The sequence below is a fragment of the Paracoccus sp. MC1854 genome, from assembly GCF_014164635.1.
Lineage (GTDB): Bacteria > Pseudomonadota > Alphaproteobacteria > Rhodobacterales > Rhodobacteraceae > Paracoccus.
Window position 1 is genome coordinate 202889 of sequence record NZ_JACJFU010000002.1, and the last position, 23530, is coordinate 226418.

The 23530-nt window shown below is 68.5% G+C and carries 25 protein-coding genes, 1 tRNA gene and 1 pseudogene; 11 read left to right on the top strand and 16 right to left on the bottom strand.

Going from position 1 to position 23530, the window contains the following annotated elements; translation table 11 throughout:
* Positions 1 to 111 precede the first annotated feature (111 nt).
* Genes H5395_RS03025 through H5395_RS03035 form a run of 3 tightly spaced genes read left to right on the top strand, consistent with a single transcriptional unit; the run spans position 112 to position 1969 of the window.
* Positions 112 to 519 (top strand): ketosteroid isomerase-related protein, encoded by a 408-nt coding sequence (locus H5395_RS03025; RefSeq protein WP_182791051.1) that lies wholly within the window; start codon positions 112 to 114, stop codon positions 517 to 519.
* A complete protein-coding gene (locus tag H5395_RS03030; protein ID WP_182791052.1) occupies positions 516 to 1097 on the top strand; it encodes a GNAT family N-acetyltransferase in 582 nt (193 codons plus the stop codon). The genes H5395_RS03025 and H5395_RS03030 overlap by 4 nt, the downstream gene beginning before the upstream one ends.
* Positions 1094 to 1969: a carbon-nitrogen hydrolase family protein gene (locus H5395_RS03035; RefSeq protein WP_182791053.1), complete on the top strand. Its 876-nt coding sequence runs from the start codon at positions 1094 to 1096 to the stop codon at positions 1967 to 1969. The genes H5395_RS03030 and H5395_RS03035 overlap by 4 nt, the downstream gene beginning before the upstream one ends.
* Here the strand turns inward: H5395_RS03035 and ttcA are convergent.
* From ttcA to rpmH, 4 genes are all read right to left on the bottom strand, one after another.
* The gene (ttcA, locus tag H5395_RS03040) at positions 1960 to 2844 is read right to left on the bottom strand and encodes a tRNA 2-thiocytidine(32) synthetase TtcA (RefSeq protein ID WP_182791054.1); all 885 of its coding nucleotides are present in this window, start codon (positions 2842 to 2844) and stop codon (positions 1960 to 1962) included. The two genes, H5395_RS03035 and ttcA, sit on opposite strands and share 10 nt — an antisense overlap.
* A gap of 109 nt (positions 2845 to 2953) precedes the next feature.
* Positions 2954 to 3193: a membrane protein insertion efficiency factor YidD gene (gene yidD, locus H5395_RS03045; protein WP_182791055.1), complete on the bottom strand. Its 240-nt coding sequence runs from the start codon at positions 3191 to 3193 to the stop codon at positions 2954 to 2956.
* The gene (gene rnpA, locus H5395_RS03050) at positions 3190 to 3582 is read right to left on the bottom strand and encodes a ribonuclease P protein component (RefSeq protein ID WP_182791056.1); all 393 of its coding nucleotides are present in this window, start codon (positions 3580 to 3582) and stop codon (positions 3190 to 3192) included. Before rnpA ends, yidD begins: the two co-directional genes overlap by 4 nt.
* 83 nt (positions 3583 to 3665) lie before the next feature.
* On the bottom strand, positions 3666 to 3800 hold the full coding sequence (rpmH, locus tag H5395_RS03055; RefSeq protein WP_073061402.1) for a 50S ribosomal protein L34: 135 nt from the start codon (positions 3798 to 3800) through the stop codon (positions 3666 to 3668).
* Positions 3801 to 4058: 258 nt separating this feature from the next.
* On the opposite strand from rpmH, the gene H5395_RS03060 reads away from it, so the two are divergent.
* Both H5395_RS03060 and H5395_RS03065 read left to right on the top strand, forming a co-directional pair.
* Positions 4059 to 5459: a HAMP domain-containing sensor histidine kinase gene (locus tag H5395_RS03060; RefSeq protein WP_182791057.1), complete on the top strand. Its 1401-nt coding sequence runs from the start codon at positions 4059 to 4061 to the stop codon at positions 5457 to 5459.
* A 77-nt stretch (positions 5460 to 5536) separates the two neighbouring features.
* A tRNA-Arg gene (locus H5395_RS03065) sits at positions 5537 to 5613 on the top strand.
* 120 nt (positions 5614 to 5733) lie between these two features.
* Here H5395_RS03065 and adh read toward each other — a convergent pair.
* The 5 genes from adh to H5395_RS03090 form a co-directional block, all read right to left on the bottom strand.
* Positions 5734 to 7260, bottom strand: a complete 1527-nt coding sequence (adh, locus tag H5395_RS03070) for an aldehyde dehydrogenase (protein ID WP_182791058.1) — start codon at positions 7258 to 7260, stop codon at positions 5734 to 5736.
* A 77-nt stretch (positions 7261 to 7337) separates the two neighbouring features.
* Positions 7338 to 8336 carry a GAF domain-containing protein gene (locus H5395_RS03075; protein WP_182791059.1) on the bottom strand — a complete coding sequence of 333 codons (999 nt, stop codon included), beginning with the start codon at positions 8334 to 8336 and terminating at the stop codon, positions 7338 to 7340.
* Between the two features lie 49 nt (positions 8337 to 8385).
* Complete coding sequence (locus H5395_RS03080) at positions 8386 to 9195, bottom strand: metal ABC transporter permease (protein ID WP_182791060.1); 810 nt, start codon at positions 9193 to 9195, stop codon at positions 8386 to 8388.
* The gene (locus tag H5395_RS03085; RefSeq protein ID WP_182791113.1) at positions 9195 to 9905 is read right to left on the bottom strand and encodes a metal ABC transporter ATP-binding protein; all 711 of its coding nucleotides are present in this window, start codon (positions 9903 to 9905) and stop codon (positions 9195 to 9197) included. Before H5395_RS03085 ends, H5395_RS03080 begins: the two co-directional genes overlap by 1 nt.
* 44 nt (positions 9906 to 9949) lie before the next feature.
* A complete protein-coding gene (locus H5395_RS03090) occupies positions 9950 to 10405 on the bottom strand; it encodes a Fur family transcriptional regulator (RefSeq protein WP_182791061.1) in 456 nt (151 codons plus the stop codon).
* 77 nt (positions 10406 to 10482) lie between these two features.
* On the opposite strand from H5395_RS03090, the gene H5395_RS03095 reads away from it, so the two are divergent.
* Positions 10483 to 11397, top strand: a complete 915-nt coding sequence (locus H5395_RS03095; protein WP_182791062.1) for a zinc ABC transporter substrate-binding protein — start codon at positions 10483 to 10485, stop codon at positions 11395 to 11397.
* Here the strand turns inward: H5395_RS03095 and ptsP are convergent.
* Both ptsP and H5395_RS03105 read right to left on the bottom strand, forming a co-directional pair.
* Positions 11394 to 13631: a phosphoenolpyruvate--protein phosphotransferase gene (ptsP, locus tag H5395_RS03100; protein WP_182791063.1), complete on the bottom strand. Its 2238-nt coding sequence runs from the start codon at positions 13629 to 13631 to the stop codon at positions 11394 to 11396. The genes H5395_RS03095 and ptsP overlap by 4 nt on opposite strands.
* 54 nt (positions 13632 to 13685) lie before the next feature.
* The gene (locus H5395_RS03105) at positions 13686 to 14942 is read right to left on the bottom strand and encodes an aspartate kinase (protein WP_182791114.1); all 1257 of its coding nucleotides are present in this window, start codon (positions 14940 to 14942) and stop codon (positions 13686 to 13688) included.
* Positions 14943 to 15420: 478 nt separating this feature from the next.
* On the opposite strand from H5395_RS03105, the gene H5395_RS19315 reads away from it, so the two are divergent.
* Positions 15421 to 17922 carry a Hint domain-containing protein gene (locus H5395_RS19315; RefSeq protein WP_182791064.1) on the top strand — a complete coding sequence of 834 codons (2502 nt, stop codon included), beginning with the start codon at positions 15421 to 15423 and terminating at the stop codon, positions 17920 to 17922.
* 64 nt (positions 17923 to 17986) lie between these two features.
* Here H5395_RS19315 and H5395_RS03115 read toward each other — a convergent pair whose 3' ends face one another.
* The 5 genes and pseudogenes from H5395_RS03115 to H5395_RS03130 all read right to left on the bottom strand — a co-directional run.
* On the bottom strand, positions 17987 to 18409 hold the full coding sequence (locus H5395_RS03115) for a DUF1178 family protein (RefSeq protein WP_182791065.1): 423 nt from the start codon (positions 18407 to 18409) through the stop codon (positions 17987 to 17989).
* A 59-nt stretch (positions 18410 to 18468) separates the two neighbouring features.
* Positions 18469 to 19674, bottom strand: coding sequence for a 3-deoxy-D-manno-octulosonic acid transferase (locus H5395_RS03120; protein WP_182791066.1), 1206 nt, complete (start codon positions 19672 to 19674; stop codon positions 18469 to 18471).
* A 58-nt stretch (positions 19675 to 19732) separates the two neighbouring features.
* Positions 19733 to 20236: an ABC transporter ATP-binding protein gene (locus H5395_RS03125; RefSeq protein WP_255440476.1), complete on the bottom strand. Its 504-nt coding sequence runs from the start codon at positions 20234 to 20236 to the stop codon at positions 19733 to 19735.
* Positions 20185 to 20478: an ABC transporter ATP-binding protein gene (locus tag H5395_RS18740; RefSeq protein ID WP_255440478.1), complete on the bottom strand. Its 294-nt coding sequence runs from the start codon at positions 20476 to 20478 to the stop codon at positions 20185 to 20187. The genes H5395_RS03125 and H5395_RS18740 overlap by 52 nt, the downstream gene beginning before the upstream one ends.
* Positions 20475 to 20780: pseudogene (locus tag H5395_RS03130) on the bottom strand (iron chelate uptake ABC transporter family permease subunit); the annotation flags it as partial. The pseudogene H5395_RS03130 and the gene H5395_RS18740, both read right to left, overlap by 4 nt.
* Before the next feature lie 64 nt (positions 20781 to 20844).
* Between H5395_RS03130 and H5395_RS03135 the strand changes: the two are divergent.
* From H5395_RS03135 to modA, 4 genes are all read left to right on the top strand, one after another.
* A complete protein-coding gene (locus H5395_RS03135) occupies positions 20845 to 21135 on the top strand; it encodes a cytochrome b (RefSeq protein ID WP_182791067.1) in 291 nt (96 codons plus the stop codon).
* Between the two features lie 239 nt (positions 21136 to 21374).
* Positions 21375 to 22286, top strand: coding sequence for a VOC family protein (locus tag H5395_RS03140; RefSeq protein WP_200559358.1), 912 nt, complete (start codon positions 21375 to 21377; stop codon positions 22284 to 22286).
* Between the two features lie 50 nt (positions 22287 to 22336).
* Entirely contained in the window at positions 22337 to 22702 is a 366-nt protein-coding gene (locus tag H5395_RS03145; RefSeq protein WP_182791068.1) for a winged helix-turn-helix domain-containing protein, read from the top strand.
* A gap of 66 nt (positions 22703 to 22768) precedes the next feature.
* Positions 22769 to 23530, top strand: a complete 762-nt coding sequence (modA, locus tag H5395_RS03150) for a molybdate ABC transporter substrate-binding protein (RefSeq protein WP_182791069.1) — start codon at positions 22769 to 22771, stop codon at positions 23528 to 23530.

The following is a 23530-nucleotide window of genomic DNA, read 5'->3' on the forward strand; positions in this document are numbered from 1 at the left end:
CGCGCGACCCTGCCCAAAGGACGCCCGCCGCGCAAGCCGTCCGACCTTCGGAGGGGGCTGACCTTCGCGCCCCGCCCCGCTAGTCCTTGGGAAACCACGGAAAGGAAGCCCATGTCCCAAGCCGAGACCAAGCAACTGATCGCCGCCTATTACGACGCCTTCAACCGGGGCGAGCCCGAGGCGATGGAGGCCATGCTGCACGACGAGTTCGAGCATCACGTCAACGAGGGCGGCATCCGCCGCGGCCGCGACGGCTTCGCCGCCTTCAACCGGCACATGAGCGAGACCTACCGCGAGAACCTCACCGACATGGTGATCTTCGCCAGCGAGGACGGCAGCCGGGGCGCCGCCGAGTTCGTGGTGAACGGCACCTACCTGAAGACCGACCCAGGCCTGCCCGAGGCACGCGGCCAGAGCTATCGCCTGCCCGCCGGGACGTTCTTCGCCATCAGGGACAGCAAGATCGCGCGGGTGACGACCTACTACAACCTCGCCGACTGGGTACGGCAGGTTTCGTGATCAGCACGCGCATCCTGACGGGCGAGGCAGTGGCGGGGGCGCTGGACGACCTCGCCCGGCTGCGGATCGCCGTGTTCCGCGACTGGCCCTATCTTTACGACGGCGACGAGGGGTATGAGCGCGAGTATCTGAAAGCCTACACCGTCCCCGGCGCGGTGGTCGTCGCGGCGATGGACGGCCCCCGGATGATCGGCGCTGCCACCGGCGCGCCGATGGAACATCACGCCGAGGATTTCGCAGCCGCCTTCGAGGACCGCCCCGAGCGGCTGGAGGACATCTTCTACTGCGCCGAGTCAGTCCTGTTGTCCGAATATCGCGGCCATGGCCTGGGCCACGCCTTCTTCGATGGGCGCGAGGAACAGGCGCGCAGCCTGGGGCGGCGCTTCTCGGCCTTCTGCTCGGTCATCCGCCCCCCCGACCACCCGGCACGGCCCGCGGATTACCGTCCCCTCGACGGCTTCTGGCGCAAGCGCGGCTACCAGCCGCTGCCGGGCGTTGTCGCCAATTTCTACTGGCGCGATCTCGGGGACGCCGAGGAGACGACCAAGCAACTGCAATTCTGGATGAAACCGCTGTGAGCCGCACCGTCCGCATCGCCGCCGCTGCCTATCCCTTCGACTGGTTCGACGACCTCGCGGCCTATGAGGCGAAGATCGCCCGATGGGTTGCCGAGGCCGCCGACTGCGACCTGCTGGTTTTCCCCGAATATGGCGCGATGGAACTGGCGAGTCTCGGCGGCCCTGAAATTGCCCGCGACCTTGAAGCCAGCCTGCACGAGGTCGTGCGTCACGAGGCCGCACGGGACGCACTCCATGCGCGGCTCGCGGCGGAGCATGGCTGCCATATCCTCGCGGCCTCGGGTCCCGCTTTCCCGACGCGCGGCGGGCGGCCAGTAAACCGGGCGGTGCTATTCGGGCCGCAGGGGAGAATCGGGCATCAGGACAAGCAGATCATGACCCGCTTCGAGCGCGAGGACTGGAACGTGACCGGCGCGCCGGGCCTGCAGGTCTTTGACACGCCCGTCGGAAAGCTCGGCATCATCATCTGCTACGACAGCGAGTTCCCCCTGCTTGCCCGCAAGCTGGCGGAAGCCGGGGCCGAGATCCTCTTGGCCCCAAGCTGCACCGACAGCGTGGCGGGCTTCATGCGCGTCCGCATCGGCTGCATGGCACGGGCCTTGGAGAACCAATGCGTCGTCGTCCAGGCCCCGACCGTGGGCGACTGCGACTGGAACCCCGCCATTGACGAGAACCGGGGGATCGCCGCGATCTACGCGCCCCCGGACGGGTTGTGGCCGGAAACCGGGATCGTGGCGGAAGGGGTGATGGACGCGCCCGGCTGGATCAAGGCAGAAATCGACCTCGACCGCATCGCCGAAAGCCGCCGCAACGGGCGGGTGCTGCCCTTCGCGCATTGGCCGGAAAGCGAGGACGTGCCGCTTCAGTCCTGATCACGCAGCCGGGGCACGTCCCCGGCGGGCGTCGGCGCAGGCGCGAGGTTGGCAAAATCGAACAGCGCCGGGTCGGGCAGATGCGAGGGGCGCACGTTGGTCAGCGCCCGGAACATCACCTGCCGGCGGCCGGGGCTGCGCGCTTCCCATTCATCCAGCAGCTTCTTGACCTGCATCCGCTGCAACCCCTCTTGGCTGCCGCAAAGGTCGCAGGGGATCACCGGATAGTTCATGGCGCGGGCAAAACGCTCGCAGTCGGTCTCGGCGACGAAGGCCAAGGGGCGCAGCACGTTCAGGTCGCCGTCCTCATTCAGCAGCTTTGGCGGCATCGAGGCCAGCCTTCCGCCGTGGAACAGGTTCATGAAAAACGTTTCCAGAATATCATCCCTGTGGTGGCCCAGCACGACCGCGCTGCACCCTTCCTCGCGTGCGATGCGATACAGGTTGCCCCGGCGCAGGCGGGAACACAGGCTGCAATAGGTGCGGCCCTCGGGCACCTTGGCCTTCACGACGGAATAGGTGTCCCGATACTCGATCCGGTGCGGAACGCCGCGTTCCGTCAGGAACTCGGGCAGCACGGTCGCGGGGAAGCCCGGCTGGCCCTGATCGAGGTTGCAGGCAAGCAGATCGACCGGCAGCAGCCCGCGCCATTTCAGCTCATGCAGCACTGCCAGCAGCGTATAGCTGTCCTTGCCCCCCGACAGGCAGACCAGCCAGCGGTCGCCGGGTGTGACCATGTGATAGGTTTCGATCGCCGCCCGGACCTCGCGCACGAGGCGCTTCCTCAGCTTGCGGAACTCGGTGGAGGAGGGCGCGCCGCGGAACAGCGGGTGAATCTCAGTCTCGTCGGCGGTGTCGGTGGCGTCGTCCAGCATCAGGCGGCCCTTGGAAGGTAAGGCGCGGGCATCGCGGGACCCATGCCTCGAAAACGAAAGTCAGCAGCGCAACCAGCAGCAGGCCCGGCAGGATCGCACAGGCGGCCAGTCATCGGCGGGCCGTCCGGGCAGGCGGTACCGGATCATACCCCCAGCCGCCCCAAGGATGGCAACGCGCGATACGGCGCAGCGTCAGCCAGCCTCCGCGCAACGACCCGTGCCGCTCCAGCGCCTCCAGCGCATAGGCCGAGCAGGTCGGCTGGAAGCGGCAGGCATGGCCCACCCATGGGCTGAACAGCAGCCGATAGGCGCGCACCGGCAGCGCGACGATGCGGGCGAGCGGCGTCATCCCCTGCCCCTTCGGCGGGGCTGAGCGCCTGGATCTGGGCTGCGCGGATCGGGACCGGCATGGACGCGGGCCAGCGCGCGGCTGAGGTCGGCGCGCAGATCGGCAAAGTCGCGGGTGGCGGTCGCCTCGGGGCGGCCGACCAGCACATAGTCCCAGCCGCCCTGCCCCTGTACCGGGATCACCTCGCGCGCAAGCGCCCGCAGACGCCGCTTGGCGCGGTTGCGGGCCACGGCATTGCCGAGCTTCTTTGAGCAGGTATAACCAACGCGGATCGCCGTGCCCGCCTCGGCTGGGTCGCGGCGACGGGCCTGCAGCAGAAAGCCCGCCGTTCCCTGACGGCGGGCGGATGCCGCGCGCAGGAAATCGGCGCGGCGGGCCAGGGTCGTCATGGCCGGTCGGCAGGCGTCCTGCGCGTCACCGGCGGGTGCCGGGACGTCAGCGGTCAGCGCCTCGGCCACCGGCTCAAGGCCGATCAGGCCGACAGGACCTTGCGGCCCTTGGCGCGGCGGGCGTTCAGGACCCGACGGCCGCCCTTGGTGGCCATGCGGGCGCGGAAACCATGCCGGCGCGCGCGAACCAGGTTCGACGGCTGGAAGGTGCGTTTCATCGTCTTGCTCCAACAACTGGGACGCGCAGGGTATGGGCCATTGGCCCACGCAGGCGCGCCGGGAATGCGAAGCCCGGCTGATACGGCCGGCAGACCCGCGAGTCAACAGAAACACCGCCGCCCCACCTGTTTTTCGCGACGCAACGGCGCGTCGTCGCACCCTTGGAACCCGGCCAGGATCACATATGTTTGAACATCAGCGCCGCCAAGGGCCGATGCGATTGCCGGCGCCCCGGCTCTGGGACGATACGGAACCACATGACCTTCAACAGCATTTCCGGCCGCTTTGCCCTGCTGACGATCGTGTTCGTCCTGCTGGCGGAAATCCTCATCCTTGTTCCCAGCGTCACCAACTTCCGCCGCGACTACCTGGAAACACGGCTGGAGCGGGCGCAGATCGCCAGCCTCGCGCTGCTGGCGACCGACGAATCCATCGCCGCCGACCTTGAAAGCGAGCTGCTGGAAAACGCGGGCGTCTTCAACGTCGTCCTGCGCCGCGACGACATTCGCCAACTGGTGCTGTCTTCGGCCCTGCCGCAGGCAATCTCGGCCACCTACGACCTGCGTGACCGCAACTGGCCTGCCGACGTCCGCGACACGATGAGCCGCCTGCTGAACGCCCAGCCCGAGGTCATCCGCGTGATCGGAGAGCCGGTACGCGACGCGGGGCAACTGATCGAGATCACGATGGATACCGCCCCCATGCGGGCGGCGATGATCGAGTTCGCCCTGCGCCTGCTGGCGGTTTCGGCCGCCTTCTCGCTGCTGACGGCGGTGCTGCTGAACCTGGCGACGCAGCGGCTGATCGTCCGGCCGATCCGGGGCGTGATCGGTCACATGACCGCCTATGCGGCCTCGCCCGAGGACAGCCGCACGATCATCACGCCAGGAGCCAGAATGGGCGAGGTGCGCGACGCCGAGATCGCGCTGGCAGGCCTGCAGCACACCGTCACCGCCTCGCTGAAGCAGCGGGAACGGCTGGCCCAGCTTGGACAGGCGGTGGCCAAGATCAGCCACGACCTGCGCAACATCCTGACCACGGGCCAGATCCTTGCCGACCGGTTGGAGGAAAGCGCCGACCCGGCCGTGCGGCGTGCCGCGCCCAAGCTGATGGGCTCGATCTCGCGCGCGGTGAACCTCTGCGAAACGACGCTGGCCTTCGGCAAGGCCGAAGAGCCGCGCCCCTCGCTGTCGCTGTTCCACCTGCGCCCGCTGGTCGCGGAAGTCATCGAGGCCGAGGAGCTTGCCAGCGAGGCCATGGGCGAGGCGGCCGTCGAGTTCATCGCCGATATCCCCGCCGGGATGCGCATCCGCGCCGACCGCGACCAGCTTTACCGGGTGCTGGCGAACCTTGCCCGCAACGCGCGGCAGGCGATCGAGGCGACCCGCCAGCCCGGCACCATCGAGATTTCCGCCACCGAGGACGAAAGCCACTGGTGCATCCGCGTCGGCGACACCGGCCCCGGCCTGCCGCAGAAGGCGCGCGAGAACCTGTTCCAGCCCTTCACCGGCGGCATCCGCAAGGGCGGCACCGGCCTTGGCCTTGCCATTGCCGCCGACCTGATCCGGGGCCACGGCGGCCGGCTGCAACTGGCGCGCACAGACGAGACGGGAACCGAGTTCCAGCTCCGCCTGCCGCGCGAGATCGCGGCGGCCTGACGCGCGGAAAAGATCGCGGTGCGCGATTTTTCCGCTTGCATCCCCCTGCGGCTAGCCCTACCTACCCGCCCTACGACGGACCCGTAGCTCAGCTGGATAGAGCACCAGACTACGAATCTGGGGGTCGGGCGTTCGAATCGCTCCGGGTCCGCCATTTCCCCTTTTTGCATGTATCTTCCGCCCTTACGGGCGGTTGGCTGCTTCCTTGGCCCAAGGGCGCACAAAAAATGCCTGCCGCGTTTCCACGGCAGGCAATCGTTTCAGGCGAAAGGCCTCAGAAGAAGCCCAGCTTCGAGGGCGAATAGCTGACCAGCATGTTCTTGGTCTGCTGGTAGTGGTCCAGCATCATCTTGTGCGTCTCGCGCCCGATCCCCGACTGCTTGTAGCCGCCGAAGGCCGCATGCGCCGGATAGGCGTGGTAGTTGTTCACCCACACCCGGCCCGCCTTGATGCCGCGCCCCATGCGGTAGCAGGTGTTCGCATCGCGGCTCCACACGCCGGCGCCAAGGCCGTAAAGCGTGTCGTTGGCGATCTCCAGCGCCTCGGCCTCGGTCTTGAAGGTGGTGACCGACACCACGGGGCCGAAGATCTCCTCCTGGAAGACCCGCATCTTGTTGTGGCCAGAGAAGATCGTGGGCTTGATGTAGTAGCCCGCGGACAGCTCGCCCCCCAGGTCGGCCACATCGCCCCCGGTCAGGATCTCGGCGCCCTCGTCCCGGCCGATGTCGAAGTAGGAGCGGATCTTGTCGTGCTGCTCCTTGGACGCCTGCGCGCCGATCATGGTGTCGGACGCGCGCGGATCGCCCTGCTTGATCGCCTCGACGCGCTTCACGGCCTTTTCCATGAAGCGCTCGTAGATCGATTCCTGCACCAGCGCGCGCGACGGGCAGGTGCAGACCTCGCCCTGGTTCAGCGCGAACATGGCGAAGCCTTCCAGCGCCTTGTCCATGAAATCGTCATCCTCGCGCGCGACATCGGCGAAGAAGACGTTGGGCGACTTGCCGCCCAGTTCCAGCGTCACCGGGATCAGGTTCTCGGCGGCATATTGCATGATCAGCCGGCCGGTCGAGGTTTCGCCGGTGAAGGCGATCTTGCCGATGCGCTTGGACGAGGCCAGCGGCTTGCCCGCTTCCAGCCCGAAGCCGTTGACGACGTTCAGCACGCCCGGCGGCAGCAGGTCGCCGATCAGGTCCATCAGCAGCATGATGCTGCCCGGCGTCTGTTCCGCGGGCTTCAGCACCACGCAGTTGCCGGCCGCAAGCGCGGGGGCCAGCTTCCACGAGGCCATCGTCAGCGGGAAGTTCCAGGGGATGATCTGGCCCACCACGCCCAGTGGTTCGTGGAAGTGGTAGGCGACGGTGTTGTCGTCGATCTGGCTCAGGCTGCCTTCCTGCGACCGCAGCACGCCCGCGAAGTAGCGGAAGTGGTCAATCGCCAGCGGCAGGTCGGCGGCCATCGTTTCGCGGATGGGCTTGCCGTTGTCCCAGGTTTCGGCCGCAGCCAGCAGCTCGATGTTCGCCTCCATCCGGTCGGCGATGTTCAGCAGAACCCGCGAGCGTTCCTGCGGGCTGGTGCGGCCCCAAGCGTCGGCTGCGGCATGGGCCGCGTCCAGCGCCAGGTTGATGTCGGATTCGTCGGACCGCGCGATCTCGCTCATCTTCGCGCCGGTGATCGGCGTGGTGTTGTCGAAATAGCGGCCGGCGTTCGGCGCGACCCACTTGCCGCCGATGAAGTTGTCATAGCGCGCCGCGAAGGGCATGGCGCTGACGCCCTTGAACTCATGCGTCTGGTCGTTGGGCATGGTGTCTCCTCCCAGAGAATGCGGCCCGGCTCCTCGTTTCCGGACGGGCACATGGTGCAAAGCCCGAAGGCTTGCGGTCAACCGCCGGGCGGGACATCGGCCCGCCCGACTGTCTCGATTCCGGGACGCGCGCCTTCGGGCGCGATCCCCAGGCGGCTCATCCGGCGGTAAAGCGTGGCGCGGCCGACGCCCAGCGCGCGGGCGGCGGCGGAAACGTTGCCTTCAGCGCGGGCCAGCGCCCGGATCACGGCGGCCCGCTCGGCGCGGTCGAACCCGCCTTCGCCGCCCTCTGCCTCGGCCAGCAGGTCCGACAGCGGGCGCGGCTTCAGCGCGCCGGTCTTCGGCAGCCCCAGCGCCCGGCGAGCGGCGCGGGTCGCACCGATGGCGAGGTCGTCGCGGTCAACGGCGACCAGCGCCTCGGTCCCCTCGCCTGCCACCACGATGCGGGCGCCGGGGAAGGCCGCGCGGAACCAGGCGACCTCGATGGCGCGGGCGGACTGGCCGACCATGGCGGCGATCAGGGCGTTGATCCCCTCGGTCGCGTCGGCCCGGGCGCTGGAGACGTCCAGCGCTGCGATGATCTGCCCCTCGGACCCGTGGATGGGCGCGTCGATGCAGCTCATCCCCGTGTTCGAGGACAGGAAATGCTGGTCGCGGTGGATGATGACGCCGCGCCCTTCGGCAAGGCAGGTGCCGACGCCGTTGGTGCCCTGCGCGGCCTCGGACCAGTCGGCGCCGGGGGCGAGCGCCCAGGCGTCGAAGACCGCCGCGTCGGCGGCCTGGGCGCGGCGGTCCAGCAGGATGCCGTCCGCGTCCGTCAGCAGGACGGCGCAGCCCGAGCCGCTGACGAGACGGTAAAGCTCGTCCACCGGTTGGGCCGCGACCGACAGGAAGGCGCCCATGGCCTCGCGCCGGGCGGCGAGTTCCGCCGTTGTCAGTCGTTGCGCCCGGACAGGGGCGGCAGGGTCCAGCCCATGCCGCAGCGCTGACCGCCGCCAGCTTGCCGTCAGCGGCGTCAGGTCGTTGGACGCGCAGGTCCGCTCGATCACGCGGTCGGCGTGATGGCGTGTCTCCATGATTCGGCCTCTCCCTGCGGGCAGTATAGGCGCGGGGGCTGACGTTGGGTCAGGAAAATCCCCGGGCGGCGATGCGGCGGCGGGTCAGGGTCAGCGCCGTGACCATGGCGAACAGCGCCACCGCCGCGCAGACGATGGTGGGGCCGGTGGGCGTGTCCAGCCGGAAGGCCGCGCCGAGGCCCAGCAGCCCGGCACCCGAGCCGATCAGGACGGTGATGGCCACCATCGCTTCGGGGGAACGCGCCAGGGGACGGGCGGCGGCGGCGGGGATGATCAGCATGGCGCTGATGAGAAGCGCGCCGACGATGCGGATGCCCGCCGCGACGACCAGCGCGAGGGCGATGTTCAGCGCCCATTGCTCGGCCCGCGGGCGGATGCCGTCGGCCACCGCCATCTCGGGCGACAGAGTTGCCAGCAGCAACGCCGACCAGCGCCAGGCGATCAGCGCCGCGACCAGCGCCGCGCCGCCCCAGATCAGGGCGAGGTCGGCCCATGTCACCGACAGGATGTCGCCGAACAGATAGGCCGACAGGTCCGTCCTCACCCCCTGCACGAAGCTGACCGCGACCATGCCCGCGGCCAGCGCCCCGTGCGACAGGACGCCCAGCATCGTGTCCACCGACTGCCGCCCGGCCATTCCGGCGACCACCGCCGCCATGACCAAGGCGACCACGATCACTGCCGGGAACAGCGGCAGGGCGAAGGCCAGCGACAGCGCCACCCCCAGCAGCGCCGCATGGGCCGTGGCGTCGCCGTAATAGGCCATGCGCCGCCAGACGACAAAGCAGCCCAGGGGCGCGCAGGCGAAAGCCAGCCCGATCGCGCCCATGGCCGCGCGCAGCATGAAGTCGTCCAGCATCAGGCGGCGTCCTCGTGGCTGTGGGCGCAGGGCTGGCCGTCATCGTGGCTGTGGGTGTGATGGTGACGATAAAGCGCCAGCGCCCCTGCCCCGCCCCCGAACAGGCCCAGATAGGCGGGCGAGATCGAGACGGTCTCGGGCGTCCCCTCGCAGCAGATATGGCCGTTCAGGCAGATCACGTGGTCCGAGGCCCGCATCACCACCTGCAGATCGTGGCTGACCATCAGCACGGCGCAGCCGGTCTCGCGGTTCACCTGCTCAATCCGTTCGTAGAAGGCGGCGACCCCCGGCTGGTCCAGCCCCGCGGTCCCTTCGTCGAGGATCAGCAGGTCCGGCCGATTCAGCAGCGCCCGGGCCAGCAGCAGCCGCTGCATCTGCCCGCCCGACAGTCCGGCGAGTGGACGCGCCTGAAGCCCCGCCAGCCCGGCGCGGTCCAGCGCCCCGGCGATGGCGGCCGGGTCGCGCCGCTGCGGCAGGTTCATGAAGCGCCCCACCGTCATCGGCATGGTCGGGTCGATCGCCAGCCGCTGCGGCACATAGCTGAGCCGCAGGCCCCGCGCCCGCGCCAGCCGGCCCGCATCGGGCCGCACCGCACCGATGATCACCCGCATCAGCGTGGTCTTGCCCGATCCGTTCGGGCCGACCACCGTGACGATCTCGCCCCGCCGGATGGTCAGGTCGATGGCTGTCAGGACTGGTTGACCGCCCATCGCGACCGACACGCCCGCCAGCGTCACAAGGGGTTCGCCGCCGGTCACGCGGCGGTCCGGCAGTCGGCGCAAAGCCCCTCGGCCTCGCGCACGGCGGTTTCGATGGCGAAGCCCGCGCCTTCGGCCGCGCTTTCAAGCTGGCCCTGCGCGGGTTCGGCCGAGGCTTCGATCACCCGATGGCACTGGCGGCAGATCAGGAAGGCGGGGACATGGCCCTCTCCGCCTTTCGTGCAGGCGACAAAGGCGTTCAGCGTCTCGATCCGGTGGACGAAGCCCGCGCGGCGCAGGAAGTCCAGCGCGCGATAGGCGACCGGCGGCTGACTGCCCAAGCCTTCGGCCCGCAGGCGGTCGAGGATTTCGTAGGCGCCCAGCGCCCGGTGCCCTTCCAGCAGGATCTCCAGCACGCGGCGGCGCACCGGGGTCATTTGCAGGCCTTCCTCGGCACAGGCGGAATCGACATGGGCCATCGCCCTGGCAATGCAGCGGTCATGGTCATGCATGGCGCCCCTCGCGATTATTGACGGCAGAAACGTTATACTATAACTCGCCGGAATGTTCCAGACCGGAGTGGAAGATAATGCCACGATCCCTGCTGTTCGCGGCGCTGACCGCCGTCCTCGCCCTTCCGGCCGGGGCCGAGCCGCCGAAGGTCGTGGCCGACATCGCCGCCGTCCATTCGCTGGTGTCGCAGGTGATGGAAGGGGTGGGCCAGCCCGACCTGCTGATCCCGCCCGGCGGCTCGCCCCATTTTTACGCGCTGAAGCCCTCGGATGCGAAAAAGCTGCGCGAGGCCGATATCGTTATCAAGATCGGGCCGCAGCTTTCGCCCTGGATGGACCGGCCCCTGACCTCGCTGGCCGGATCGGCCCAGCGGCTGCGGCTGCTGGAACAGCCCGAAACGATCACCCTGCCCATGCGGACCGGCGCCACCTTCGAGCCGCATGACCATGGCGAGGAGGACCATGACCATGCGACGGGCGGCCCCCTCGATTCCCATGCCTGGCTCGACCCCGAGAACGGCAAGATCTGGCTGGGGGTAATCGCCAGGGCGCTGGCCGGCATCAACCCGGAAAACGCAGCTCGCTACCACGCCAATGCCGCGGCGGGCGTCGCGCAGATCGAGGCGGCGGTCGAGGATACGCGTACCATCGTCGCCCCCCTGCAGGACCTGCGTTTCATCGTCTTCCACGACGCCTACCAGTATTTCGAACACCGCTTCGGCCTGACGGCGGTGGGCGCCATCGCGCTCAGCGATGCCTCGCCCCCCGGTCCCGCCCGCATCGCCGAGCTGCGCGACCGCGTGGCCGATCTGGGCGTCACCTGCGCCCTGACCGAGCCGCAGTTCGACCCCGATCTCATGGGAACGGTGTTCCGCGGGCGCGGCGTGAAGACCGCCGTCGTGGACCCGGCCGGGGACTCGATTCCGCTCGGGTCCGGGATGTATCCCGAACTGATCCGCTCGGTCGGAAAGGCGCTGGCCGCCTGCCGCTAGATGAGACCCAGGAACCGGGCAACGACCGGACGCAGGGTCACGGTGCCCGCCGCGCGCTCGGTGTCGATCAGGGCCTTCAGCGCGGCCAGGTCGGTGCGGCGCAGCAGCGCCTTGACCGGCCCGATGGAGGCCGGGCGCATCGACAGGACCCGCAATCCCAGCGCGGCCAGGGTAGCGGCCTCGGCCGGCCGGCCGGCATCCTCGCCGCAGAAGCTCAGTGGCACGTCGGTGGCGGCGCAGCGGTTCACGATCATCTCGATCAGATCCAGGAAAGGGGCCGACAGCGTGTCATAGCGCTTGCGGACCCGCTCGTTTTCCCGGTCGGCGGCGAAGAAGAACTGCTTGAGGTCGTTGCCACCGATCGAGATGAAATCGCAGGCGCGGAAGAACGCCTCGGGCGCGAAGGCAAGCGACGGGGTTTCCAGCATGGCCCCCACCCTCACGCCGGTCGGCGGCGCGTGGCCCATCGCGGCCTCGCGTTCCATCTGCGCCATCAGCATGGCGCGGGCCTCGTAGAATTCGTCGCAATCGGCGACGAAGGGGAACATCACATGCAGCTCGCGCCCCTCGGCCGCGCGGATCAGCGCCTGCAACTGCATCTGCAGCACGCCGCGCTTTTCCAGCCCCACCCGGATCGCGCGCCAGCCCATCGCCGGATTCGGCTCATCGATGCGTTTCATGTAGGGCAGCACCTTGTCCGACCCGATGTCGAGCGTGCGGAAGATCACCGGCTTGCTGCGGGCGTTGTCCATGACGCGCAGGTACAGCGCCGCCAGTTCGCTGCGGCGGGGAACCCGGCTGCGGATCAGGAACTGCAGTTCGGTGCGGAAAAGCCCCACCCCCTCGGCGCCCGAGCCTTCAAGGCTGGGCAGGTCCGCCATCAGCCCCGCGTTCATCATCAGCCTGACCGTCGTGCCGCACAGCGCCCGCGCGGGCAGGTCGCGCAAGCCCGCATAGCTTTTCTGCGCCTCGGTCTGCATCGCGATCTTGTCGCGGAAGGCCGCGGCGACGGTTTCCTCAGGTCGCAGATGGACAAGGCCGGTGTCCCCATCGACCAGGATCGGGTCGCCGTTCAGCGCGTCCGAGGTGATGCGCGCGGCGTGGATCACCAGCGGGATCGCCAGCGCGCGGGCCACGATCACGGCGTGACTGCCGACCGAGCCTTCCTCGAGCACGACGCCGCGCAGGCTGCGGCCGTATTCCAGCAACTCGGCCGGGCCGATGTTGCGGGCGACGAGGATCGGGTCCGCGGGCATCGGGATCCCGGTATTGCGGCCCTGCCCCGTCAGGATCCGCAGCAGCCTGTTCGAAAGGTCGTCAAGATCGTGCAGCCGGTCGCGCAGGTAAGGGTCGCCCGTGCTTTCCAGCTTGGCGCGAGCGTGGGACTGTTCCTTTTCCACCGCCGCCTCGGCGGAAAGGCCAAGGTCGATGTCCTCCTCCATCCGCCTCAGCCAACTGCGCGAGCGGGCGAACATCCGGTAGGCTTCCAGCACCCCCTCGCCGTCGCCGCTGACCAGATCGGCGCTGTCGACCATGTCGTCCACGGTCTGGCGCAGCATGGCCACGGCCTCGGTCAGCCGGGCGCGTTCCTTTTCGGGGTCGTCGCCGACGGGATTGGTGATGACGACGCGCGGTTCGTGCAGCCAGACATGGCCCTCGGCCGAGCCCTCCTGCCCGGTGGACCCGCGGAAGACGAGCGGCAGGCGATGGGCCGAAAGCTGCGCGCCGTTGCCCAGGAAGGCGCCCAGTTCCGCCATCTCGGCCAGAACCATCGCCACGACTTCCAGCCCGTAGATCTCGTCGTCGGAATATTCGCGCGCCTCGCGCGACTGGACGACCAGCACCCCCAGCTTTTCGCCCACGCGCTGGATCGGCACGCCCAGGAACGAGGGGAAGACCTCCTCTCCCGTCTCGGGCATGTAGCGGAAGCCGGGCTCGGCGGGCGCGTTGGCCGTGTTGATCGGCCGCCCCGTGCGGGCGACCCGGCCCACCAGTCCCTCGTTCAGCCGCAGGCGGGTCTGGTGGACGGCCTGCCGCCGCAACCCTTCGGTCGCGCAGAGTTCAAGGGTGTCGGGATCGCAGAACAGGTAGATCGAGCACACCTGCGTCCGCATCGAATCGGCTATGTGATGCGTGATGCTGTCCAGCCGCGCCTGCCCGTCGCCGGGGGCGGCCAGCGTGTCGCGCAGCCGCCTGAGCAGCTTGCGCGATTCGCTTTCCGTCCGCTCGGGCATGGGTGGCGCGTTCCTTTCCGCGATCACGAGCGGGCCGTGACCGACGCGCGTCAATCAGGCTTTTTCCAGCTCAAAGGCATCATGCAGTGCCTGAACCGCCAGTTCCATATACTTGCGGTCGATCAGCACCGAAATCTTGATCTCGCTGGTTGAGATGACCTTGATGTTGATGTTCTCGTCGGCAAGTGCCCGGAACATGCGCGCGGCAACGCCCGCGTGGGACCGCATCCCGATGCCCACGACCGAGACCTTGGCCACTTCGGTATCGACGGCCAGGTCGTCATAGGCGATCTTGCCGTTTTCGCGAGCCTGTTCCATCGCCTTGCGGGCGCGTTCGACCTGGTTGACCGGCACCGAAAAGGTCATGTCCGTCACGGCGCCCGGATGATCCTCGTAGTCGCGTTCGGAAATGTTCTGGACGATCATGTCCACGTTGACCCCCGCTTCGGCCAAGGGCTCGAAGATGGCGGCCGAGATGCCGGGGCGGTCCTCGACCGTGACCAGCGTGATCTTGGCCTCGTCGCGCGAGTAGGCAATGCCGGAAACGACCCTGGATTCCATGATTTCATCCTCAGCACAGACCAGCGTGCCGCTGGTTTCGTCGGTTTCGTCAAAGGACGACAGCACCCGCAGGCGCACGTTGAAACGCATCGCCAGCTCGACCGAGCGCGTCTGCAGCACCTTGGCGCCCAGCGAGGCCAGTTCCAGCATCTCCTCGAAGGCGATGCGGTCCAGCTTGCGGGCCTTGTCGCTGATGCGCGGATCGGTCGTATAGACGCCGTCCACGTCGGTGTAGATGTCGCAGCGTTCCGCCCCGAAGGCGGCGGCGAAGGCCACGGCCGTGGTGTCGGACCCGCCGCGCCCCAGCGTGGTGATCCGCCCGTCCGGCCCGATCCCCTGGAAGCCCGCGACCACGGCGACCTTCATCCCTTCGGCGAATTTCTGATCGACGTTCTCGCGCGGGATCGACAGGAACCGCGCCGCCCCGTGCTGGGCGGTGGTGTTGATCGGCACCTGCCAGCCCTGCCAGCTTCGCGCCGGCACGCCCATTTCCTGCAGCCGCAGCGCCATCAGCCCGGCGGTCACGTTCTCTCCGCTTGCGACCACGGCGTCATATTCCCGCGCGTCGTAAAGCCGCGAGGTGCCCTCGACCCAGCCCACGAGTTCGTTGGTCTTGCCCGACATGGCGCTGACGATGACGATGACGTCGTAGCCGCGTTCGACCTCGCGCTGCACCTTTCGGGCGGCATTCGCGATGCGGTCGAGGTCGGCCACCGAAGTGCCGCCGAATTTCATCACCAGAAGCGGCACGCGGACAGCCCCCCAGTCGCAGGTTTCGGACGGCAGGCTCTTAGGGCCGCGCCCGCGCAAGGGCAAGTGCGGCATCCTTGCAACTGGATGGCAGGCCGATGTTTTTGAGGGTTTTCTGCTTAAACGGGCAATGCTATGTCTTTTTCACTTTAAACGGGCATCACGCCCAACGATTCGACCGCAGTTGTGGTTCGCAGTCTGAAAGCAAGCATGATTCGACCACTTGGCTGGACCTGCATTCATTCAGCCTCATCGAACGTCGGCCCTTTGCCCCTGCCGTATAGGCGACACGTCGCCGGTGCGCCATTTCGATGGGGGACTGCCCCTGAAACGCAGCCTCGGGGATTCATCTCTCCCCCTAACGTCCTGTTCGGCAACCTGCCGGGCCGAACCGAAATCGCGCAAGGCAGATGCTCTTGCAGATCGACGGCCCGCTTGACCGGGTCTCAACCGTGATACTGCCGAAAGGGAGTGAGGAATGCCGACGACGTGGAATGCGATTTATCTGGGTGATCTGGTGAGGGGAACTCCAGCGACCGACATCGTCCTGGATCCGACCGAGGGAAGCGGTTCTACTCGCAACACGATCAGCGAGAACGCCAACCTTCTTGTAAACAGGAGCTTCGGCACCACTGCCGATCCTTTGCACAAGAACATCTTTGCTGTGACTGGCATTAGTCGAGGTGGTGAGGCGACGTTGTTGGAGCAGGACAACAGCGTTGCCAATGACCAGATCAGCGTTGACCTGAACCGCAGTGGAACGCCCCAATTAATGACATACGACGGGTTGACCGTCTATAATTCGACAATCCAGTTTCACGACGGCAGCACGGCCAGCTTTCCCGTGCTCATCTTCCAGACAACAACCGGCGAAACCTTTCTGGCGCCGTTCATCGACCCGGCCGGGAACCAACCTGTTTTGAACTCCGACGCGATCGTGTCGGTCAGGCTTGGCACTGTCACAGATATGGACTCGGACGGTCTGGTGTTTAACCGCGCCGCCAATGCCTTTGCCGACGGACTGGTCGATGGAACATCGGGCAACGATTCGATCACCTCCACCTATCTTGAAGCGGGTGCCGACAGGATCGACAACAGCGATGCAACCGCAGGGTATGGCCGCAACAATACGAACGACGACCTTGTACGCGGCTTTGCCGGCAACGACACGATCCAGTCGGGCGAGGGCAACGACACTGTTTATGCGGGCACGGGCAACGATGTCGTCAATGGCGGCAATGGCAACGACCTGATCTATGGTTATGGCAACGACAGCCAGGCCGCGAACGCAAGCGAGGCGGGCGCCGACAATCTGGATGGCGGTGCCGGGAACGACTCGCTTTATGGCGGCGCAGGGACCGATACGCTGACCGGCGGCACGGGGCGCGACTCGCTCGATGGCGGGGCCGACAATGACACGCTCTACGGCGACGATGCCGCAGGCACCGGCCCCGGCGACATCGACACCATCTTGGGCGGCGGTGGCGACGACCTGATCGTGGGCGGCGCGGCGGGCGACAGCCTGAACGGCGGCACGGGCAACGACACCATCTACGGCGACGATACCCTTGGCACCAGTTCGCTGGGCGGGGCGGACAGCATCGATGCAGGCACGGGCGACGACTCTGTTATCGCGGGGATTGGCAACGATACCGTCACCGGCGGGCTGGGTGCCGACACCCTCTACGGCAATGCCGGCGACGACACGATCTACGGCGACGACATCAACGGCACCGACAGCCTCGGCGGCGCGGACCGCCTGTTCGGCGGCGAGGGCAACGATTCGATCCTCGGCGGCTTCGGCGACGACTCGCTGGAAGGAGGCGCCGGCAACGACATCCTGCAGGGTGGCGCCGGCCGCGACACGCTTCTGGGCGGCGAGGGCGCTGATCTGCTCGAGGGCGGGGACGGAAATGATTCGCTGGTTGGCGGCGCGGGCGCGGACCGCCTGTTCGGCGGCGCAGGCGACGATGTGCTTGAAGGCGGGGATGGCAACGATACGCTGGATGGCGGCACAGGCAACAACATGCTGACCGGGGGTGCCGGCAGTGACGTGTTCGTCGTCCGCACGGGAGACGTGATTACCGATTTCACAGTCGACAGCCTCACCGGAGACAACGATCAGGTCGACCTCGGCAGCTATTACAACGATGCCAACCTTGCGATCCTTAACGCCTCGCGCGCGGCGCAGGGGCTTGCAACCTACCAGAACGCGCTTGGCTGGTTGCATGCGGACCAGGCTGACGACGGGGTGTTGAACAGCATCACGACCGCAAACGGCTTCCAGCAGGCGTTTACGCTGAGCATTCGCAATAATAACACGGCGGTGGCGGGCGACAGCCTCACGAATGACAGCGTAGCAGTTCTCTGCTTCGGCGCCGACGCGCTGATCGACACGCCCGAGGGTCGGGTTCCCGCAGGCGACCTTCAGGTCGGGATGCTGGTCACGACAAGGGACGCAGGCCCCCAGCCGATCCGCTGGATCGGGCACCGCCACCTGACCGAGGCCGAGCTTGAGGCCGCGCCGAACCTGCGCCCGATCCGCATCAGGGCGGGCGCGCTGGGCCGGAACACGCCCGCGGCCGACTTGGTGGTGTCGCCGCAGCATCGGGTGCTGGTCCGCTCGAAGCTGGCGCAGCGGCTGTTCGGCGCGCCCGAGGTTCTGGTCGCGGCCAAGCAGTTGCTGCTGGTCGACGGCATCGACGTGGCCGAGGATCTGAAGGGCGTGGATTACGTCCACTTCCTGTTCGACGACCATCAGGTGGTCTGGTCAAACGGCGCCGAAACGGAATCGCTGCACCCGGGGCGCAACGCGCTGAACATGGCGGGCGAGGCCGGGCGCGAGGAGATCTTCGCGATCTTCCCCGAACTGCGGGACGAAAGCGTCAGCTATCCCGCCGCCCGCGTGATGGCGTCGGGCCGCATGGGGCGCAAGCTGGCGATGCGGCACGTCCAGAACAACAAGCCGCTGGTGTCCTGAAGGACATCGGAAGGGCATCAGAAAGACCGGCTTTCCGCCGGTCTTTTCTATTGCCGCAGGCGTCTCAGCTCAGCTTGCGGGTGACGCGGAAGGGCAGCGGCGCGACCGGCACGCCGTCTTCCAGCAGCTTGCGCGCCTCATCCGGCCGCGCCTCTCCGTGGATCAAGCGGTGCGGGATCTCGCCGTCATGCATCTGCCGCGCGGTTGCCGCGAAGCTCTCGCCGACATAGTCGGAGTTTTCCTCGACATGCCGGCGCAGCATCGTCATCGCCGCCTCGAGCGCCGAGCCGGGCTGGTCGAGCGGCCGCGCGCCCGTCTCGTCGCGCGAGGGCACCGCCGGGGCCATCGGCGCCTTTTCGACGGTGGGGCTGCCGCAGATGGAACAGTTCACCTGCCCTTCCGCGTTCAGCCTGTCAAAGCCCGCAGCCGAACGGAACCAGCCGTCGAAATCGTGCCCCTTGTCGCAGCGCAGTGCATAACGGATCATGCGGTTCAACCCTCCAGGGCGTTGAATATAGGCATTCCCCGAGGGCGGCGGAAGGCGGATCAGGCGGGCGGTGCCAGCGCCAGCAGCCGGGCGACAAGGTCTGCCGGATCGGGCGCGGCGGCGTCCAGCGCCCGCCGCGCCGCCTGTCCTATCGCATGGCGACGCGGGGGATCGGACAGGATCGCGGCCAGTTCGCCCCCCAGCGTATCCGCCCGGACCTGCCGCGCTGCCCCCTGCGCGCCCAGCAGCGCATAATCGGCGCTGAAATTCGCGACATGCGGCCCGTGCAGCAGCGCGCAGCGCCAGGCGGCGGGTTCCCACGGGGTATGGCCGCCGCGGTCGGACAGGGAACCGCCGGTCAGGCAGGTGCCCGCCGCCCTGTAGGCTTCGGCCATGACGCCCAGCCGGTCGACCAGCAGGACCGGCGGCTCGCCCGCCTCGGCGATGCCGCGGTCGCCAAGGCGGGCGACCTCGAAGCCCTGCGCGGCGATCAGCCTCGCGACCTCTTCGGCCCGGCGCGGGTGGCGGGGGGCGAGGATCAGCCGCAGCCCCGGAAAGCGCGCCAGCAGGCTCGCATGGGCGGCAAGGATCGGCGCTTCCTCGCCCTCGTGGGTCGAGGCGGCGAGCCAGACGCGATCCCGCCCGGGTGCGTCCTGGGGCGGCCGGATCGCGGCGGGGCCGAGCAGCTTGAGGTTCAGCCGTGGCGCGATTGCCCCTTCCGGCAGGCCAAGCGCGCGCAGCCGCACCTCGGTCCCCTTGTCCTGCGCCGACAGCAGATCCAGCCCCTCCAGCACCGGGCCGATGAGACCGCGCGCCCTGCCCCAGCGCCGGGCCGAGCGTTCCGACATCCGTGCCCCGATCATCGCCTGCGCGATGCCCCGGCGGCGCGCGAATGCGGCGCGGTTGGGCCAAATCTCGTTCTCGACCGTCAGCATCAGCGCGGGCCGGGCGGCGTCGAGGAAGCGGGCGACGGCCCCCGGCACGTCCAGCGGCGCCAGCCGCGCGGGCAAGCCCCAGCCCTGCGCCACCGCCCGGCCGGTTTCCGTATTCGCCGTCACAAGCAGCGGGCGTTCGGCGGCCAGCGCCTCGATCACCGCATGGGCCGAGTTCAGTTCGCCGACACTCGCGCCATGGACCCAGATGCCGCCCTCGACCGGGAGGGGAAGGGCGTCCAGCACCAGCCGCTCGCGCAAGGCCACGCCCGCCAGCGGAACCGCAGCGCGCAGCGCCGCTCCGGCAAGGGTGGCGGCGGCGCGGTAGATCATGGAGGACACCTCATGGAACGGGCACAGGACAACCGGCCGCGCGCGGAATGTAAACCACTCAGGCGCTCTCGCCGTCGATCAGCACCATGAGACGGCCGTGAGAGCAACGCTCGACCCGCGCCTCGACACCATGGACATCGGCCAGCATCTTCGGCGTGACGACCTCGGCTGGGGTGCCGAAGCTGTGAAGCCGGCCCCGGTGCAGCACGGCGATGCGGTCGGCCCATTGCGCGGCAAGGGCAAGGTCGTGCAGCACCACCCCTCCCTCGGCGGCAACGCGGCGCACCTCGGTCACCAGGCGGACCTGCCGGTCCATGTCCAAGGCGCTGGTCGGCTCGTCCAGCAGCAAGAGCGCGGGGTCACGGACCAGCGCCCGCGCCAGCCCCGCCATCTGCCGCTGCCCGCCCGACAGCCGATCCAGCGCCAGGTCGCCGATGCCGAGCCGGTCCAGCACCGCAATCGCCGCCCGGTCGGCGCCCGTCCCCTCGCTGCTGGCCGAGCGCGTGGCGATCACGGTTTCCAGGACCGACAGCGCCGCCCCCGAGGGCAGCGTTTGCGGCATGAAGCCCAAGGTCTGCGCCCGGTCCACAGCGGACAGCGCCGAAAGGTCGCGGCCCCGAACATCACCCGGCCGCGCACCGGCAGAAACCCGGCAATCCCCTTCAGCAGCGAGGATTTGCCGGCCGCGTCCGGTCCCGTCAGCACCACGATCTCGCCGGGCATCAGGGGCGGCAGGTCCGGCCCCTCGAGGACGCGGCGACGGCCGTAGGAAACGGTCAGTTCCTCGATCCGCAGGCCGCTCACCGCCTGTATCCCCGCAGGATCAGCGAGACGAAGATCGGCAGCCCGATCAGCGAGGTCACAAGCCCTACAGGCAGCAGCACTCCCGGCACGACAGTCTTGGACACCAGCGAGGCCAGCGACATTATGACTGCCCCCGCCAGCAGGCTGCCGGGCAGGAAGAAGCGGGGATCCTCACCCAGCAGCATCCGGGCGATATGCGGCCCCGCAAGGCCCACGAAGCCGATCACGCCCACCATCGACACAGCCGAAACCGCTAGCAGGCTGACCCGCAGCCGCGACCAGCGCTTCAGGCGCGCCACGCCGAAGCTGCGCGCCTGCCCGAACGACCGCCCCGCCCATGGCCATCATTCCTGAGGCCGCGCGGCCTTGCTGAACCATGCGGTGCTGTATGCCGTGATGCTGGCTGTGCCCACGATCACCCTGATCCGCACTTATGGCAGCAACCGGGACTTCGCGCCCTTCGGCTTCACGATCTTCGCGGCGCAGGAGCCGCCGATCGGCTGGATGGTCAACCCGGGCGGCCTGCTGCATGGCGAACCGGGCTGGCTGCTGTCGATCCTGATCGCGGGGCACATCGTCATGGCAGGCGCCCACGAATCCATATGGCGCGACGGCACGCTGGCCCGGATGCGGGGGCGCAGGCGCGCGGCGAACTGACGGACCTGCCGCGTCCCGGCCCCTTCGACCGGCAGGCCGGGACCATGCGCTTTCGGACCCTGCCCATGCCCGGCATCCGAACCGATGCGTCCTGCGGAAAAGCCATGCCTCGCCTCGTCCCTGCCCGCGCCATCTCAGGCGCCGCAATGGCTGCCTGAAGGAACGGTCGCCATTCCTTCCCGATGGGGCAAGTTCTCCTTCCCGGCGGGGCGGTTATCAGGGCCGCGGCAAGGCTCCATATGAAGTTCAACCGGATGATGGAGATCACCATGCGCCAAGCAAAGCCCCATGCCGCCCCGCAAGGGGAGCCCGCCCGCGCGGGCATCACATCAGGAGGATCGCCCCTGCGGATCGGAACGGTCGCCCTGACCGTGCGCGACCTGGACCGGGTCAGCCGCTTCTACCAGGACATCATCGGCCTGCGGCTGATCGAAGCGGACGCCCGGGGCCACCGGCTGGGCGCGGGCGACCGGGTGCTGCTGGACCTGCGCCACGATCCCCGGGCGCAGTTGTCCGACCGCCACCAGGCCGGGCTGTTCCACACCGCCTTCCTTCTGCCCGACCGCGCCGCGCTGGCCGACTGGCTGATCCATGCCGCGGGCCAACGTGCGGCCCTGGACGGCGCTTCGGACCACCTGGTCAGCGAGGCGCTGTATCTGACCGACCCCGAAGGCAACGGCATCGAAATCTACCGGGACCGCGACAGCGCCGACTGGACGATCGTGCCGGACGGCACCGTGGCGATGGCGACTTTGCGGCTGGATCTGGACGACCTGGCGGCGGCCGGAACCGGCAAACCCTTTGCCGGGATGCCGGGCGGCACCATCGTCGGCCATGTCCACCTGCAGGTCGGCGATCTTGACCCGGCCGAGGCCTTTTACGCCGGCGCGCTGGGGTTCGAGGTCATGACCCGCTACAACGGGGCGAACTTCTTCGGCTCGGACGGCTACCATCACCACATCGGCACCAACATCTGGAACAGCCGCGGCGCGGGGCCACGCCCTGAAGGCAACACGGGGCTGGCCGAGGTCGAGTTGCTGGCGACGCCCGGCGTTGCGGCCGGGATCGCCTCGCGGCTGGGCGAGGCCGACAGCGGAGAGATCGCCGCCCGCGACCCTTGGGGCACACGGCTGACCATCCGCACGGTCTGACTTTCCGGCGCGCTCTTGTCCCCCTCCCCGCGATGCGGGAACCTTGGGGCATGAGCGCGCCGCGACTGCACCCCGAGTTCTTCATCCGCCTGTTCCTGGGCGAAAACGCCATGCTCGGCCCAGGCAAGGCGGCGCTGCTGGAAGGGATCGCGCGCACCGGCTCGATTTCCGCCGCGGGGCGCGAGCTTGGGATGAGCTACAAGCGCGCCTGGATGCTGGTCGAGGCGCTGAACGGGATGTTCCGCGAGCCCTTGGTGGAAAGCGCGCGCGGCGGCGCGGGCGGCGGCGGCGCCAGCCTGACCGACACCGGGCGGCAGGTGCTGGCGCTTTACCGCGGGATCGAGGCGGCGGCGGCCGGGGCCAGTGCCGACCGCCTGTCGGCACTGCGCGGGCTTCTGCCCGATAGCTCCGCGTAGAAATAACGGTTGAGCCTTGGCGCGGCTTGGTTATGTTCACCCGGACATAACCCATGGAGCCGCCCCATGCCCCGCCTGCCCGTTGCCCTCGCTGCCGCCCTCCTTCTGCCCCTGTCTGCCGCCGCCGCCGCCGCCGAGGTCGTGGTCTTCGCCGCCGCCTCGATGAAGACGGCGCTCGACCCCATCGCCGAGGCGTTCCAGCAGGCGACTGGCGACACCGTGACGATCAGCTATGCGGGGTCGAACGCGCTGGCCCAGCAGATCCTGCAGGGGGCGCCGGCGGACATCTTCATCTCGGCCTCGACCCAGTGGATGGACGAGGTGGAACGGGCGGGCGATGTCGCCGAGGGCACCCGCACCGACCTGCTGGGCAACCGCCTGGTGCTGGTCGCCCATGACGAAGCCGCGCCGCAACTGACTCCCGCGCCGGGCTTCGATCTGGTGGGCGCGCTGGACGGCGGCAAGCTGGCGATGGCGCTGGTCGATGCCGTGCCCGCCGGGCAATACGGGAAGGAAGCGCTGACGACGCTCGGCGTCTGGGATCATGTGAAACCCCATGTCGCGCAGGCCGACAACGTCCGCGCCGCGCTGACGCTGGTGGCGACCGGGGAGGCGCCGATGGGCATCGTCTATGCCACGGATGCGGCGGCCGAGCCGAACGTCCATGTCACCGGCACCTTCCCCAAGGACAGCCATGCGCCCATCACCTATCCTGCCGCGCTGCTGGAAAACGCCTCCGACGAGGCCGACCGCGCCTTCTTCGACGCGCTGGGCGCGCCCGAGGCCGATGCGGTGTTCCAGCAACAGGGCTTCACGCTGCTGAACTGA

What these genes read in the sequence shown, in the direction of transcription:
- H5395_RS03025 (WP_182791051.1), top strand. Translation starts at nt 112, where the DNA reads ATGTCCCAAGCCGAGACCAAGCAACTGATCGCCGCCTATTACGACGCC.
- ttcA (WP_182791054.1), bottom strand. Translation starts at nt 2,844, where the DNA reads ATGCTGGACGACGCCACCGACACCGCCGACGAGACTGAGATTCACCCG.
- yidD (WP_182791055.1), bottom strand. Translation starts at nt 3,193, where the DNA reads ATGACGCCGCTCGCCCGCATCGTCGCGCTGCCGGTGCGCGCCTATCGG.
- rnpA (WP_182791056.1), bottom strand. Translation starts at nt 3,582, where the DNA reads ATGACGACCCTGGCCCGCCGCGCCGATTTCCTGCGCGCGGCATCCGCC.
- rpmH (WP_073061402.1), bottom strand. Translation starts at nt 3,800, where the DNA reads ATGAAACGCACCTTCCAGCCGTCGAACCTGGTTCGCGCGCGCCGGCAT.
- H5395_RS03060 (WP_182791057.1), top strand. Translation starts at nt 4,059, where the DNA reads ATGACCTTCAACAGCATTTCCGGCCGCTTTGCCCTGCTGACGATCGTG.
- adh (WP_182791058.1), bottom strand. Translation starts at nt 7,260, where the DNA reads ATGCCCAACGACCAGACGCATGAGTTCAAGGGCGTCAGCGCCATGCCC.
- H5395_RS03075 (WP_182791059.1), bottom strand. Translation starts at nt 8,336, where the DNA reads ATGGAGACACGCCATCACGCCGACCGCGTGATCGAGCGGACCTGCGCG.
- H5395_RS03080 (WP_182791060.1), bottom strand. Translation starts at nt 9,195, where the DNA reads ATGCTGGACGACTTCATGCTGCGCGCGGCCATGGGCGCGATCGGGCTG.
- H5395_RS03085 (WP_182791113.1), bottom strand. Translation starts at nt 9,905, where the DNA reads ATGGGCGGTCAACCAGTCCTGACAGCCATCGACCTGACCATCCGGCGG.
- H5395_RS03090 (WP_182791061.1), bottom strand. Translation starts at nt 10,405, where the DNA reads ATGCATGACCATGACCGCTGCATTGCCAGGGCGATGGCCCATGTCGAT.
- H5395_RS03095 (WP_182791062.1), top strand. Translation starts at nt 10,483, where the DNA reads ATGCCACGATCCCTGCTGTTCGCGGCGCTGACCGCCGTCCTCGCCCTT.
- ptsP (WP_182791063.1), bottom strand. Translation starts at nt 13,631, where the DNA reads ATGCCCGAGCGGACGGAAAGCGAATCGCGCAAGCTGCTCAGGCGGCTG.
- H5395_RS19315 (WP_182791064.1), top strand. Translation starts at nt 15,421, where the DNA reads ATGCCGACGACGTGGAATGCGATTTATCTGGGTGATCTGGTGAGGGGA.
- H5395_RS03115 (WP_182791065.1), bottom strand. Translation starts at nt 18,409, where the DNA reads ATGATCCGTTATGCACTGCGCTGCGACAAGGGGCACGATTTCGACGGC.
- H5395_RS03120 (WP_182791066.1), bottom strand. Translation starts at nt 19,674, where the DNA reads ATGATCTACCGCGCCGCCGCCACCCTTGCCGGAGCGGCGCTGCGCGCT.
- H5395_RS03125 (WP_255440476.1), bottom strand. Translation starts at nt 20,236, where the DNA reads ATGCCGCAAACGCTGCCCTCGGGGGCGGCGCTGTCGGTCCTGGAAACC.
- H5395_RS03140 (WP_200559358.1), top strand. Translation starts at nt 21,375, where the DNA reads ATGAAGTTCAACCGGATGATGGAGATCACCATGCGCCAAGCAAAGCCC.
- H5395_RS03145 (WP_182791068.1), top strand. Translation starts at nt 22,337, where the DNA reads ATGAGCGCGCCGCGACTGCACCCCGAGTTCTTCATCCGCCTGTTCCTG.
- modA (WP_182791069.1), top strand. Translation starts at nt 22,769, where the DNA reads ATGCCCCGCCTGCCCGTTGCCCTCGCTGCCGCCCTCCTTCTGCCCCTG.